Source organism: Kaistia sp. UC242_56 (assembly GCF_044452255.1).
In the GTDB taxonomy this organism is placed as follows: domain Bacteria; phylum Pseudomonadota; class Alphaproteobacteria; order Rhizobiales; family Kaistiaceae; genus Kaistia; species Kaistia defluvii_A.
In genome coordinates this window covers 36,964-50,822 of the sequence record NZ_JBIOAN010000002.1, presented here as the reverse complement: position 1 = coordinate 50,822, position 13,859 = coordinate 36,964, and the positions used below count along the sequence as shown (strand labels likewise).

At 66.5% G+C, this 13,859-nt stretch carries 11 protein-coding genes; 9 read left to right on the top strand and 2 right to left on the bottom strand.

The window, feature by feature from the left end; genetic code table 11:
- Positions 1-8: 8 nt before the first annotated feature.
- Entirely contained in the window at positions 9-1,115 is a 1,107-nt protein-coding gene (locus ACHMWQ_RS02980) for an enolase C-terminal domain-like protein (protein WP_396306351.1), read from the bottom strand.
- Between the two features lie 233 nt (positions 1,116-1,348).
- Complete coding sequence (locus ACHMWQ_RS02975; RefSeq protein WP_396306350.1) at positions 1,349-2,599, bottom strand: extracellular solute-binding protein; 1,251 nt, start codon at positions 2,597-2,599, stop codon at positions 1,349-1,351.
- 192 nt (positions 2,600-2,791) lie between these two features.
- On the opposite strand from ACHMWQ_RS02975, the gene ACHMWQ_RS02970 reads away from it, so the two are divergent.
- The 9 genes from ACHMWQ_RS02970 to ACHMWQ_RS02930 all read left to right on the top strand — a co-directional run bounded on the left by ACHMWQ_RS02970 (position 2,792) and on the right by ACHMWQ_RS02930 (position 13,856).
- A complete protein-coding gene (locus ACHMWQ_RS02970; RefSeq protein ID WP_354552885.1) occupies positions 2,792-3,430 on the top strand; it encodes a GntR family transcriptional regulator in 639 nt (212 codons plus the stop codon).
- 278 nt (positions 3,431-3,708) lie between these two features.
- Positions 3,709-5,346, top strand: a complete 1,638-nt coding sequence (locus ACHMWQ_RS02965) for a methyl-accepting chemotaxis protein (RefSeq protein ID WP_354552883.1) — start codon at positions 3,709-3,711, stop codon at positions 5,344-5,346.
- A gap of 26 nt (positions 5,347-5,372) precedes the next feature.
- Entirely contained in the window at positions 5,373-5,837 is a 465-nt protein-coding gene (locus ACHMWQ_RS02960; RefSeq protein WP_396306349.1) for a chemotaxis protein CheW, read from the top strand.
- Complete coding sequence (locus ACHMWQ_RS02955) at positions 5,837-7,093, top strand: CheR family methyltransferase (protein ID WP_396306348.1); 1,257 nt, start codon at positions 5,837-5,839, stop codon at positions 7,091-7,093. The genes ACHMWQ_RS02960 and ACHMWQ_RS02955 overlap by 1 nt, the downstream gene beginning before the upstream one ends.
- Positions 7,093-7,737, top strand: a complete 645-nt coding sequence (locus ACHMWQ_RS02950) for a chemotaxis protein CheW (RefSeq protein ID WP_396306347.1) — start codon at positions 7,093-7,095, stop codon at positions 7,735-7,737. The genes ACHMWQ_RS02955 and ACHMWQ_RS02950 overlap by 1 nt, the downstream gene beginning before the upstream one ends.
- Positions 7,734-10,001: a hybrid sensor histidine kinase/response regulator gene (locus ACHMWQ_RS02945; RefSeq protein WP_396306346.1), complete on the top strand. Its 2,268-nt coding sequence runs from the start codon at positions 7,734-7,736 to the stop codon at positions 9,999-10,001. The genes ACHMWQ_RS02950 and ACHMWQ_RS02945 overlap by 4 nt, the downstream gene beginning before the upstream one ends.
- A gap of 22 nt (positions 10,002-10,023) precedes the next feature.
- Positions 10,024-11,061: a chemotaxis-specific protein-glutamate methyltransferase CheB gene (gene cheB / locus ACHMWQ_RS02940; protein ID WP_396306345.1), complete on the top strand. Its 1,038-nt coding sequence runs from the start codon at positions 10,024-10,026 to the stop codon at positions 11,059-11,061.
- A complete protein-coding gene (locus tag ACHMWQ_RS02935) occupies positions 11,058-12,107 on the top strand; it encodes a PleD family two-component system response regulator (protein ID WP_354552872.1) in 1,050 nt (349 codons plus the stop codon). Before cheB ends, ACHMWQ_RS02935 begins: the two co-directional genes overlap by 4 nt.
- A 114-nt stretch (positions 12,108-12,221) precedes the next feature.
- Entirely contained in the window at positions 12,222-13,856 is a 1,635-nt protein-coding gene (locus tag ACHMWQ_RS02930) for a GMC family oxidoreductase (protein WP_396306344.1), read from the top strand.
- The last annotated feature ends 3 nt before the right edge of the window (positions 13,857-13,859 follow it).

Below are 13,859 nucleotides of genomic sequence, written 5' to 3'. Positions count from 1 at the left end.
TTGTTTCCTCAGACGATCGCGAGCGCGGTGCGCTCGAGATGGTTCCAGTCCGGCTCGAAGCCGAGGCCCGGCGTCTCCGGCACCGTGATGAAGCCATCGACGACAGGCAGTTCCGCCATGGTGGCGAGGCCCTGGATCTGGGCGCTCGACATGACGAGTTGCTCGTAGAAATCATTGTTCGGAATGGCGCCGCAGATATGCGCGTTGGCGACGCCCATGCCATGCACCTGGGCGCGCATGCCATGCGATTCCGCCAGATGCGCCACCTTCATCGCGCCGGTGATGCCGCCCTTGTAGAAGGAGGAGGTACGCATCATGTCGAGCGCGCCCATGTCGATCCAGGTGGCGGCGTTCCAGTGGCAGCCATCCGAGGTCTCGGCGGCGAGCACGGGGATTTCGAGCTGTTCGGTCAGCTTCACATAGCTGCGCAGGTCGAATTCGCGCATCGGCTCCTCGTACCAGAGGAAGCCGGCATCCTCGAGCTGGCGGCCGAACCAGAGCGAGGTGACGAAGTCCCAGCCGGCCGAGCCGTCGAACATCAGCTGCGCGTCGTCGCCGGTCCATTTGCGCAGGTTGTGCGAGAGCTTGGCGTCCTGCTTGGCGTCGCCCCAGGCATGCAGCTTGAAGGCGGTGAAGCCGACATCCATGCATTCCTTGATGTATCGCTCATACTCTTCCATCGTGTCCCAGGTGACCGTGGACGCGTAGGCTTGGATGCGGTTCGAATTGCCGCCGAGCAGCTGGTAGAGCGGCAGGCCGGCCTTCCTGGCCTTGATGTCCCAGGCGAGCTGGTCGATCAGGCCGAGGTTGCGCATGTGCAGTTCCTCGATCCGGTCGATTTCCCAGATCTTGGTCCACAGCCGCTCGGTCATCAGCGGGTTTTCGCCGATCAGCGACTTGAGGCGGCGTCGGGTCAGGCTGGCGATCGCCTCGCCATCGCCGATCTTGATCGCGCCCGTGATCCCCTCGTCGGTATCCATGCGCAGGATCGCCGATTTCGGGCGCTGGTCGAGCGGCGTGCCGTCGCCGGAGCCGGCCAGGCCCGTGCGCCAGCGGAAGGGATATTGCGGGTGGTCGTCCTCGACGATGTAGGCGCGGATGTCGGTGATTTTCACGAGGGGCTCCCGGCGTGATCGGCACGCCTGACAGGATTTCGATGAGCGGTAGGGCTGGAGTTTCAGGAACTGTCCAGATGGTGCGTTGCCCTTACCTCTCCCTGAGGGAGAGGTCGGCTCGCAGAGCCGGGTGAGGGTTTAGGGAAGCATCCGGAGAGGCCGTAAACCCTCACCCGCCGGCTACGCCGTCGACCTCTCCCTCAGGGAGAGGTGAAGGCTTTGCCGTGCAGGACCTACTTGGTCTCTTCGAGACCGGCGATCATCTCGTCGACGGCATCTTCCGCCGTCATCTGGCCGATCAGCACCTTCTGGAAGGCGGCGAGCACCGTGTGCTCGGACCAGCCGGCAATGCCGACGAAATTGGCCGGCAGGCGGCCGAAGGCGAGCGTCTCGACGGCGGGCGCATAGAGCGGATTGCCGGTGATGCGTTCGTCCTTGACGACGGCCGCATTGGCCGGGAAGTAGCCGGTCTTTTCGAGGAAGGCGATGGCGGGCTCGGCCTGACCCCAATAGGAGATCCAGTCCCAGGACGCGTCGGCGTTCTCTTCCTTCATCAGCCCGTTGTAGAGATAGGCGAGGCGGGCGACGCGGGCGGCGGGACCGGCGGGGATCGCGAAGGTCTTGAACTCGACGCCCGGCTTGAGGGCAGCCGAGATTTCCTGGAACGAGCCGGTATGGTGCCAAACCATCGCCGTCTGGCCGGTGCGGAACGCTTCCATGATCTGGCGATAGCCGTCGCCCGGCGCGCTCGGCGGCACGACCTTCTCGGTGGTGAACAGGCCTGCATAGAACTTGACCGCCTCGATCGCCTTGTCACGGTCGAGGCCGATATTGCCCTCGGCGTCGACGACCGGCGCGCCGAAGGACTCCATCATGTCGAGCACGTATTTCTGGCCGCCGGCGCCGCCGCGCATGCCGAAGCCGAAGCGGCCCTTGGCCGGGTCGGTCAGCTTCTTCGCGATGTCGACGAATTCGGCATAGGTGGTCGGCGGGCCGGCGATGCCGGCTTCCTCGAACCAGTCGGAGCGGTAGTAGCCCCAGTCGACGAAGGCGAAGGCGGGCACGCCGTAGATCTTGCCTTCCTTCGAGATGCCGGCCCAGCGATCGGCTGGGAAGTTCGCCTTTTCCGACCAGCCGTCGACGCGGGCCGTGATGTCGACCAGGCCTTCCATGGCCAGCATGTCGGCCAGGCGCTCCGCCGTCACCATGGTGGTGTCGGGCCGGCTGCCGGAAACCACGGCGGCGGTGAACTTGGCCATGAATTCCGGATTCGGGATGTTTTCCTGCGTCACCACGATCTCGGGATTGGCCTTGGCGAAGGCCTCCATCACCGCCTTCAGGCCGGCGAATTCCGCCTGGCTGGTGAAGTGGTGCCAGTAGTTGATGTTGGTGGCGGCAAGCGCGCGCATCGGCGCGAGGGCGGCTGCGGCGGCCAGGGCGGCGCTGCCGGCCATCAGGCTGCGGCGGGTGATGTTGGCGATCATTGGTTCCTCCCAGATCGGCACGTCATATCGGTGAGATTGGCCGCCTCTCCCGCAACCAAAATCCAGAACTGATTATTCACATAGCCACTCTGATAGCAACAGGGTGCCTGTTTCATATATGAAGAACGTGCTATGGATGTCGTCGCAGGAGGATTTCGAGTTATGGCGCAGGCGGCGGAAGCTCCCACCAAATTGAGTCAGATCGCGTATCAGCGCTTCAAGGAGGCGCTGTTCTCGCGCCAGATCCCGATCGGCGCGACGGTCTCGCAGGGCGAGCTGGCGGAGCTTCTGCAGGTCCAGACCGGCGCGCTGCGCGAGGCGATGCAGCTTCTGGAGAAGGAAGGCTTCCTCACCGTCCTGCCCCGCTCCGGCATTCGCATCGTCAAGCCGGACATGAGCCATCTGAAGGACTGCTTCCAGATGCGGCGCGCGCTGGAGGGGGAGGCGGTGCGCCGCTTCGCCGAGCGCGTCACCATGGGCGAACTCGCCGACTGGCGGGCGCGGCATGAGCGGATCATCGACCTTGCGCATGGCGGCACGGTCGAGTCGGCGCTGATCGAGCGCTCCACCGAGGTCGACCAGGCGTTTCACACCGCCTTGTCAGAAAGTACGCGCAACCCGCTGATGATCTCGGCCCATGTGCACATGATGGAGCAGATCGGCGTCATCCGGCTCGACAATATGTACATGCTGTCCTCGCTCGCGATCATCCAGACGATGCAGGAGCATCTGGCCGTCCTGGCCGCGCTCGAGGCGCATGATGCGGATGGCGCCGCCGCCGCCATGGACGCGCATCTCGCCCGCGCCATGCACCGCGCGATGGGCCTCTAGGCCGGTCGGCCGCTACGCAGGGCCTTTTCGCGCGCTTCCGCGTGTCGGGGCGTAGCGGATCGGCGGTTCGATCCCTTTCTGCGGTCGAGCGACGTCTCCCTGGCACCCCGGCAGCCGGTTTCCTCCGAATCCGCAAGAGAGAAGAAAGGATTGTGCGCTAGCGTCCACCCTGGCCGATGGCGTGGTGCGATTTTGCGCCTGCGCTTCCGATCTTCAGCCGGCAGCCGGCGAGACTGCATCGTCCCTTGATGTGTGCTTCCAGGACGGAATCTAGCGCGATGAATAATCTGACCATACGCCAACGCATCCTCGGGAGCTTCGCCGCCGTCCTGGCGGTGATGTCGATCATGGCGGCGCTGTCCTTCCTGTCGCTGGTCCGCACCGCCAACGAGGCAGCCACCATCGAGACCAACACCATGCCGGGCCTGTTCTACAGCCTGCGCATGCGAGCTGGATGGTTCGAGGCGCAGGCGCTGGTCCAGGATCTGGCCCTGTCCGACAGTGATGCGGGCCGGGACGCGGCGGTGACGAAGATTTCCGCCAATGAGGAAAAGCTGCGCGGCTTCATGGTCTCCTATGAGGCGTCGGTCGATTCGCCCCAGGACCGCGCCAATCTCGACGATGTGAAGCGCCTGTCCGAGGCGGTCTTCGCGAAACGCGCCGATCTCGTCGCCATGACGCGGGACGGCCTTTCCGAAGAGGCGCTCGTGCGGCAGCGCGCGCTGATCAAGACCGATATCGAGCCGGCCATTTTCACGGTGCAGGACGCCGTGCGGAAGATGGTCGATTACAACAAGGACGAAAGCGACCGGGCCACGCAGGCGATCAGCGCCAGCGCCGAGACCGGCAAGCTGATCCTGATCGTCAGCTTCGTCGTCGCCGTCGCCCTGTCGCTGCTGTTCGCCTATCTGCTGTTCCGCGCCGTGATGGGCCCGCTCGGCAAACTGGTGGCGGCCGTCGAGGTCATGCGGCGCGGCGACTTCAGCCAGCGCGTCTCGCTGACCCGCCGCGACGAATTCACGACGCTGGCCGACGGCTTCAACGCCATGATCGACGACCTGACGAGCCTGATCGGGCAGGTGCAGAAGTCGGGCATTCAGGTCAACACCTCGATCACCGAGGTCGCCGCTACTTCGAAGCAGCAGCAGGCGACCGCCAACGAGATCGCCACGACGACGACGGAGATCGGCGCCACCGCCAAGGAGATCTCCGCCACGTCGAACGAGCTCGTGCGCACCATGAACGAGGTGTCGACGGTGGCGGAGCAGACGGCGGGGCTCGCCAATGGAGGCCAGGCCGGGCTGCAGCGGATGGAAGCCACCATGCGCCACGTCATGGACGCGGCCGCCGCGATCAACGCTAAGCTGGCGATCCTCAGCGAGAAGGCCGGCAACATCAACCAGGTCGTCACCACCATCACCAAGGTGGCGGATCAGACCAACCTGCTGTCGCTCAACGCGGCCATCGAGGCGGAAAAGGCCGGCCAGTACGGCCGCGGCTTCGCGGTGGTGGCGACCGAGATCCGCCGCCTGGCCGATCAGACGGCCGTCTCGACCTATGACATCGAGCAGATGGTCAAGGACATCCAGTCCGCCGTCGCCGCCGGCGTCATGGGCATGGACAAGTTCTCCGAAGAAGTACGCCGCGGCATGACGGAAGTGCAGCAGGTCGGCGGCCAGCTGTCGGATATCATCGAGCAGGTGCAGGGCCTGGTCCCACGCTTCGAGATCGCCAATGAGGGCATGCAGGCGCAGGCGACCGGCGCCGGACAGATCAGCGATGCGTTGTCGCAACTGAGCGAGGCGGCGCAGCAAACGGTCGAATCGCTGCAGCAGTCGTCGATCGCCATCGACGAGCTCAACCAGGTGTCGAGCGGGCTGCGCAACAGCATCACACGGTTCAAGCTGCGCGCCTGACGGCAGAAACGGCGGGGTCTGACACGATGCTGTTTCTGATGTTCCGGCTCGGCGCGGACCGTTACGTCCTCGATGTCGAGCAGGTCGAGGAGGTGCTGCCCTTCCTCGAGCCGACGCTGCTGCCGGGGGCGCCGCATGGCGTCGTCGGCGCGATCAACTATCGCGGGCAGGGCGTGCCGCTGCTCGATCTGAGCCTGCTGGCGCTCGGCCGGCCTTCGGCGGCGGTGATCAGTACCCGCGTGATCCTGATCCGCTATCCCGTCGAGGGTGGGGAGACTCGCCGGCTCGGCCTGATCGCCGAGCGGGTGATCGAGACGGTGTCGCGTGATCCCAACGACTTCGTGCCGTCCGGCGTCGATGCCGGCATGCCGCCTTATCTCGGCCCCGTCGCGTCGGATGCGGAGGGGTTGATCCAGCTGGTCCGGGCCGAGGCGCTGCTGTCGCCCCAGCTTCGCGAAATCCTGTTTCGCAAGCTTCAGGCGGATTCCTGATGCTGGGCGCCATCGAACAGCTGCTCAAGGAAGAGATCGGCCTCAACAGCCAGTCGGTCGGCCTCTCGGTCATCCGGCATGCGCTGAAGGAGCGGATGACCGCGACCGGCATCGGCGACCTGCATGAATACTGGTCGGTCGTGACCCGCTCGCGCAGCGAGCTGCAGCAGCTGATCAACGCCGTCATCGTGCCGGAGACCTGGTTCTTCCGCGATCGCGACGCCTTTGCCGGCATGACGGGCTATGCCCGCGCCCATATCACCCGGCGTCGCCCGATCCGGCTCCTCAGCCTGCCCTGCTCGACCGGCGAGGAGGCCTATACGATGGCGATGGCGATGTTCGACGCCGGTTATGGCGCCGACGACTTCACCATCGAGGCGCGCGACATCAGCTCGCGCAATCTGGAGCAGGCGCAGCTCGCGCTTTATGGCCGCAATTCGTTTCGCGGCACCGATCTCGCCTTTCGCGATCGCTATTTCGAGCCGGTCGAAGAAGGCGGCTATCGGCCGAACGCGGCGGTGCTCGGGCGCGTCCATTTCAAGCTCGCCAACCTGCTCGATCCGCCTGAGGCGGCCGAACTGGGCGGCTACGACATCGTCTTCTGCCGCAACCTGTTGATCTATTTCGATCGTCCGACGCAGGACCGCGCGCTCGACCGGCTGGAGCAATTCCTGGCGCCGGGCGGATTGCTGCTGGTGGGACCGGCCGAATCGGCGCTGCCGATCGCGCGCGGCTTCGCCTCGGCGCGGCTGCCCATGGCCTTTGCCTTCGTCCGCGCGCCGAAGACCAAACCGGTCGAACCGCCTCGCGCGGCGACCCCGGCCGCCCCGCCTGCCAAGCCGGTCGCACGACCCGCCGCCCCGATGCGTCCGGCGCCGCCTAAAAAGCCGCCGGCGGTGAGCCGGCCCTTGCAGCCGAAGGAAAGCCCCGCGCCGGATCCGCGGGCGGCCAGCCTGGCGTCGATCGAGCGGGCCGCGAATGGCGGCCGGCTGGCCGAGGCGCGCGAGGCGGCGCTGGCGCATCTGGCGCAATTCGGCCCTTCCGCCGATGCCTTCTATCATCTGGGCCTGGTGCAGGATGCCGACGGCCATCCGGCCGAGGCGATCCAGAACTATCGCAAGGCGATCTATCTGGCGCCCGACCACCGCGAGGCGCTGGCGCAGCTGGCGCTGCTGCTGCAGCGGCAGGGCGATGGGGCCGGGGCCAGGGCGTTGAATAGCCGGCTTGACCGGATGGCAAACAGGAGCGGCAGCTGATGTCGGACGCTTCCGATCCGAAGGCGGACGAGGCCGGGATTGCGCATCCGCGCCGGCGCGACCGGAAGGCCTATGAGGAAATCGCGCGCACCCTGCTCGATCGCCCGCTGCCGCCCGAATACCGGGCCGAATGGGCCCGCCACTTCGCTGGCGAGAAGCCGATCGAGACGGGCGTGGAGGAAGAGCGCGCCGCCGCCGTGATCTTCCGGATCGGCGAGGAATGGCTGGCGCTGTCGACCGCCGTTTTCAAGGAAGTGGCGGAACCGCGCCGGGTCCATACCCTGCCGCACCGTCGCAACGGCATCGTGCGCGGCATCGTCAATGTGCGCGGCGAGCTGCTGGTCTGCATCTCCTTCGCGACCCTGCTCGGCATCGACAAGAACGCCGCCACGGAGCGCGGCGACCGCAGCCTGCATTTCGAGCGCATGGTGGTGATCGGGCGCGCCAATGGCCGCATCGCCTTCAGCGTGCACGAGGTGCACGGCATTCATCGCTATGAAAGCGGCGCGCTGACCCCGGTGCCCGGCACGGTCGGCCAGGCCGGATCGTCCTTCACCAGCGCCATGCTGGCCTGGGAGGGACGCAGGGTCGGTCTGCTGGATGACGCCAGGCTTCTCCACGCCATCGATCGGAACATTGCATGAGCGGCGAGGATTTCAGCCAGTTTTCCATGCTCGACCTGTTCAAGGCCGAACTCGAGACGCAATCCGAGGCGCTGACGACGGGCCTGCTGGCGCTGGAGCGAAACCCCGTCGCCGCCGATCATCTCGAAGCCTGCATGCGCGCCGCCCATTCGCTGAAGGGCGCCGCCCGCATCATCGACCTGACGCCCGCCGTCGAAGTCGCGCATGCGATGGAAGAGTGCCTGGTGGCGGCGCAGCGCGGCAAGATCACCCTTCGCCATGACCATATCGATGCGCTGCTCAGGGGTGTCGACCTGCTGGTGGCGATCGCGCTTTCCGAAAACCCGGACGCGCCGCGCGTCAAGGCGGACGTCGCCCAGTTCCAGCGGACGCTGGAGGCCGCGGTGGCAGCAACCAGCGAGCCCGGTTCCTCGCCTGCCACCGCTTCCGCTTCGAAGCCGGCCGAGCCGGCGTCGATCGAGCCTCCGCCGCCCGCCGCCGCTGCGGCCGAGCCGGCGCCCGGTTCCGGGCCGGCGGGCACCGATCGCATGGTGCGGGTGACGGCCGAGAGCCTCAACCGCCTGCTCGGGCTTGCCGGCGAATCGCTCATGGAGGCGCGCCGGCTCCGCCCATTCAACGACAGCCTGCTTCGCCTGAAGCGCTTGCAGGCGGATGCCGCGCGTGCCTTCGAGGATCTGCGCGCCGCGCTGGACAACGCTGCCGAGGAGCGGACGAAGCTCGCCTTCGAGGAGGCGCATCAGCGGCTTCTGGCAAGCCACGCCTTTCTCGCCGCGCGGCTGGATGAGATGGATTCGATCGACCGGCGCGCCACCGACCTCGCCAACCGGCTCTATGACGAGACGCTGGAGAGCCGGATGCGGCCCTTCGAGGATGGCGTACGCCATTTCTCGCGCACGGTGCGGGATCTGGCGCGCAGCCTCGGCAAGCAGGCGCGGCTGGAGATCATTGGCGGTTCGACCTCGATCGATCGCGATATCCTCGAACAGCTGGAAGCGCCGCTCGGCCATCTGCTGCGCAATGCGGTCGATCATGGCATCGAAATGCCGGAAGAGCGTCTCGCCGCTGGCAAGCCCGCCGAGGCGGTCGTGCGCGTCGAGGCCTGGCACAAGGCCGGCCTGCTGCAGATCGTCGTCGCCGACGATGGACGCGGCATCGATCTGGAACAGATCCGCGCGGCGGTGCTTGCGCGAAATCTGACGACGCCGGAGACGGCGGCCGATCTCAGCGAGGCGGAACTGCTCGAATTCCTGTTCCTGCCCGGCTTCTCGATGAAGGCGGATGTCAGTCACATTTCCGGCCGTGGCGTGGGGCTGGATGCCGTCCAGGCGATGGCGAAGCAGGTGCGTGGCTTGGCCAGCGTTGCCTCGCAACTCGGCAGCGGCACCCAGTTCCAGCTGCAATTGCCGCTGACGCTTTCGGTGATGCGCACGCTGCTGGTCGAGGTCGACGGCGAACCCTACGCCTTTCCGCTGGCCGGCATCGTCCGCACCGTGGCGCTCGCGCGCGATGCAATCGAGCTGCTGGAGGGCCGGCCACATTTCCGTTTCGACAACCGGCAACTCGGCCTGCTGACCACGCATGAAGTGCTCGGGCGCGGCGAATCGCATCCGCAGGAGGGCGACCTGCCCGTGGTGGTGGTCGGCGATCGCGGCGAGATGTACGGCATGATCGTCGACCGCTTTCTCGGCGAGCGCGAACTGGTCGTCCGGCCGCTCGATCCGCGGCTTGCCAAGGTCAAGGACATCAGCGCCGCCGCGTTGATGGAGGATGGCTCGCCGGTCCTGATCCTCGATGTCGCCGATCTCGTGCGCTCGGCCGAAAAGCTGGCGGCGGTCGGCGGCCTGCGCACGCTGGAGCGGCGCGGCGCCAGCACCGACGCCCGCCGCCGCAAGCGCATCCTCGTCGTCGACGATTCGCTTACCGTGCGCGAGCTGGAGCGCAAGCTGCTCGACTATAACGGCTATGAGGTCGACGTCGCCGTCGACGGCATGGATGGCTGGAACGCCGTTCGCTCCGACAATTTCGATCTGGTCGTCACCGATATCGACATGCCGCGCATGGACGGAATCGAATTGGTGACGCTGATCAAGAAGGATGTCAGGCTGCGCAGCCTGCCCGTCATGATCGTTTCCTACAAGGATCGCGAGGAGGACCGTGTCCGGGGTCTCGATGCCGGCGCGGACTACTATCTCACCAAGGGCAGTTTCCACGACGAGACGCTGCTCAACGCGGTCAGGGACCTGATCGGAGAGGCGACGGAATGAACGCCGACGGCGGGTTACGGCCATGAGGATCGGCATCGTCAACGACCTGCCGATCGCCGTCGAGATCTTGCGGCGCATCCTCGTCGGCACCGGAGAACACCAGCTTGCCTGGGTCGCCATGAACGGCGCCGAGGCGGTGGCGCAATGCCGGCTCGACCTCCCGGACCTGATCCTGATGGATCTCACCATGCCGGTGATGGACGGCATCGAGGCGACGCGGCAGATCATGCTGGCGACGCCCTGTCCGATCCTGCTGGTGACGGCCAGCGTCGACGACAACGTGCCGGGCGTCTATGAGGCGATGGGCCATGGCGCGCTCGACGCCGTCGACCTTCCTTCCGTCAGCCTCCGCACGGATGGCTCGGTTCGCGCCTCGCCGCTTCTGGTCAAGATCGCCACCCTCGGCCGGCTGATGCGGGACCATACCGCATCGCGACCGTCCCGGATTGCCGTCCGTCCCAGGGCGGGTTCGTCGCCGGCGCTGGTCGCGATCGGCGCCTCGGCCGGCGGCCCTGCCGCTGTCGCCGCCGTGCTCAGCAAGTTGCCGGCGGATTTCCCGGCGGCGCTGGTGCTGGTGCAGCATCTTGACGCTCAGTTCGTCGCCGGCCTCGCCGATTGGCTGGGACAGCAGACGAAACTGCCGGTGCGGGCCGCGCGCGAGGGCGAGCCGCCGCAGCCGGGAACCGTCCTCGTCGCGTCGACCAGCGACCACCTGGTTTTCAAGACGCGCAGTGAACTCGGTTATAGCCCCGAGCCGCGCGATCAGCTTTATCGACCTTCCGTGGATGTTTTTTTTGAAAGCGCCGCACGGTGGTGGCAGGATGCGCTGGTTGGCGTGCTGCTGACTGGGATGGGGCGGGACGGAGCCATCGGCCTCAAGAAGCTGCGCGACCGTGGGCATTTGACGCTGGCGCAGGATCAGGCGACAAGCGCGGTCTACGGCATGCCCAAGGCGGCCGCCGCGCTGGGCGCCGCCGTTGAAATCCTCCCCCTCGATTCGATCGCGCCGCGTCTGGTCGACGTGTGCATGCGAGGCAATACTGAAAAGGCGACCCCATGAAGGGCGAACAGGACCCCGCTCCGCAATCGACGCCGCCGCCCGCCGACAACTACATGGCGCTGGTGCTGCTGGTCGATGATCAGGTGATGATCTGCGAGGCGGTCCGGCGCATGCTGGCCAGCCAGTCGGACATCGATTTCCACTACTGCACCGATCCCATGGAGGCGCTACGGGTGGCCGACCGGGTCAAGCCGACGGTGATCCTGCAGGATCTGGTGATGCCCGGCATCGACGGTATGGAGCTGGTCCGGCATTACCGGCAGAACGCGCAGACCCATTCGGTGCCGGTCATCGTGCTGTCGACCAAGGACGATCCCGCCATCAAGAGCGAGGCCTTCCAGGCCGGCGCCAACGACTATCTCGTCAAGCTGCCGGACCGCGTCGAGCTGATCGCCCGCATCCGTTATCACACCCGCGCCTATCTCGATCACGTCCAGCGCGACGAGGCCTATCGCGCGCTGCGCGAGAGCCAGCGCCAGCTGATGCGCGTCAATCTCGAGCTGGAGCGGCTGACGCGGATCGACGGGCTGACCGGCCTCGGCAACCGGCGCTATTTCGACGAATATCTCGCCGCAGAATGGAAGCGCGGCCTGCGCAATCGCGCCGCCATCTCGGTGCTGATGATCGATGTCGACAATTTCAAGCGCTACAACGACGCCTATGGCCATCTCGCCGGCGACGAGGTGCTGAAGCAGGTGTCGTCGGTGCTGCAGGCCGGCGCCAACCGCTCGACCGACCTGGCGGCGCGCTATGGCGGCGAGGAATTCGTCATCGTGCTGACGGACGTGACGCTGGCCGGGGCGAGCGTGGTGGCCGAGCGTATCTCGCAGGGCGTGCGCGATCTCGCCATTCCGCATGGCGAAGGCCGGGTGACGGTCAGCATCGGGGTTGCGACCATGATCCCCGGCGTCGATCCGGACGAGATCGTCAATGCCGCCGATCTCGCGCTCTTCCGCGCCAAGGCGGCCGGGCGCGACTGCGTCGTGCTGCACGAGCCATCCGCCGATCCCGGAAGCGCGGATCCGCAGTCCCAGCGAGAAGCCTAGCCGGCGTATTTCCGGCGGGGCGATGCGGAATGGTCTCGCCAACACCTTGCGCGGGGCCGCAAAATTCTTTTTCCTGTCGGCAAAGAGCGCCTTCGCTCCGACGGGATCCTTTTCATGGCCTTTGACTACATCATCGCCGGCGGCGGTTCGTCCGCCTGCGTCGCCGCGACCCGCCTGGTTCGCGACCATGGCGCCCGCGTCCTGCTGATCGAGCGCGGCCCGTCGCACTATGCGAAGCTGATGCAGATGCCGGCCGGCTACATGAAATATCTCGGCCGCGAGGACTTCCTCGAAATGCACCACACGGTCGAGCAGCCGCGCCTTGGCGGCCGCGGCCCGATCGTGCCCCAGGCCAGGGTTCTGGGCGGCGGCAGCTCGGTCAACGCCATGGTCTATATGCGCGGCCAGCGCGACGACTACGACCATTGGGACGCGTTTCTCGGCGGCAATACCGGCTGGAGCTATGCCGACCTGCTGCCGCACTTCAAGGCGCTGGAAAAGAACCAGAAGTTCAACGACGCCTATCATGGCATCGATGGCAGCCTGCTGGTGTCCGATCCGGGCCAGCTGTGCGAGATGACGCGCGACTACATCCTCGCCGCCCAAGGCGCCGGCATTCCCTACAATCCCGATTTCAACGGCGCCCGGCAGAACGGCGTCGGCGTCATGCAGCACACCATGGGCGTGGTCGACGGCAAGATGCGCCGCAGCGATGCGGTGTTCTCCTTCCTGTCGCAGGTGATGAACGACAAGAGACTGACCGTCGTCACCGAGGCGCTCGTGACGCGGATTCTCACCGAGGGCAGCCGCGCCGTCGGCGTCGAATATGTGAAGGACGGCAAGCGCCTCGAGGCGCGGGCGGAGCAGGAAGTGCTGGTCGCGACCGGCACCTACAACACCGCCAAGCTGCTCATGCTGTCCGGCCTCGGCCCCGCGGCGCATCTGAAGGAGCACGGCATCGCCGTCCATACCGACCTGCCCGGCGTCGGCCAGAACCTGCAGGATCACCACGAGGTGCCTGTCATCGCCACGACGAAGCGCGCGAGCGGCTATTTCGGCGAGGACAAGGGCTGGCCGATGCTGCGCAACGGCCTGCAATATGTGCTGTTCGGCACGGGACCGGTGACGACGACGGGCATTGAATCCTGCCTGTTCTACGATCCCGACGGCGGCGACCGCCCGACGGTGCAGCTCTATTGCGCGCCGATCGTCTATCTCGACCGCGACGTCACCGACATGCAGCCGACCCATGGCGTCACGCTGACCTCTTGCCTGCTGCGGCCCAAGGCGCGCGGCTCGGTCAAGCTGCGCTCGGCCGATCCGGCCGCCAAGCCGGTGGTCGATTCCAACTTCTTCGGCGATCCCGACGATCTGCGCCTGACCATCGCCTCGATGCGCTTTGCCCGCGAGCTGCTCAAGACCGAGCCGGTCGGCTCCAACATCAAGGGCGAGTTGCTGCCGGGCGCCGACAAGCTCAGCGACGCGGAGCTTTCCGCCTTCTGCGCCAAGACGGTGAAGACCAATTATCACCCCTCCGGCTCGGCCCGCATGGGCCGCGACGACGACCCGATGGCGGTGCTCGACACCCAGATGCGCGTGCGCGGCGTCGAGGGGCTGCGCGTCATCGACTGCGCGGCGATCCCGTTCATCCCGTCGGCCAATACCAACGCGATCGCGCTGGCGCTCGGCAACAAGGCGGTGTCGATCCTGATGAACGAGACGGTTGCGCCCGCGGTGCTCGATCGCTAGCGG

What these genes read in the sequence shown, in the direction of transcription:
- ACHMWQ_RS02975 (WP_396306350.1), bottom strand. Translation starts at nt 2,599, where the DNA reads ATGATCGCCAACATCACCCGCCGCAGCCTGATGGCCGGCAGCGCCGCC.
- ACHMWQ_RS02965 (WP_354552883.1), top strand. Translation starts at nt 3,709, where the DNA reads ATGAATAATCTGACCATACGCCAACGCATCCTCGGGAGCTTCGCCGCC.
- ACHMWQ_RS02960 (WP_396306349.1), top strand. Translation starts at nt 5,373, where the DNA reads ATGCTGTTTCTGATGTTCCGGCTCGGCGCGGACCGTTACGTCCTCGAT.
- ACHMWQ_RS02955 (WP_396306348.1), top strand. Translation starts at nt 5,837, where the DNA reads ATGCTGGGCGCCATCGAACAGCTGCTCAAGGAAGAGATCGGCCTCAAC.
- ACHMWQ_RS02950 (WP_396306347.1), top strand. Translation starts at nt 7,093, where the DNA reads ATGTCGGACGCTTCCGATCCGAAGGCGGACGAGGCCGGGATTGCGCAT.
- ACHMWQ_RS02945 (WP_396306346.1), top strand. Translation starts at nt 7,734, where the DNA reads ATGAGCGGCGAGGATTTCAGCCAGTTTTCCATGCTCGACCTGTTCAAG.
- cheB (WP_396306345.1), top strand. Translation starts at nt 10,024, where the DNA reads ATGAGGATCGGCATCGTCAACGACCTGCCGATCGCCGTCGAGATCTTG.
- ACHMWQ_RS02935 (WP_354552872.1), top strand. Translation starts at nt 11,058, where the DNA reads ATGAAGGGCGAACAGGACCCCGCTCCGCAATCGACGCCGCCGCCCGCC.
- ACHMWQ_RS02930 (WP_396306344.1), top strand. Translation starts at nt 12,222, where the DNA reads ATGGCCTTTGACTACATCATCGCCGGCGGCGGTTCGTCCGCCTGCGTC.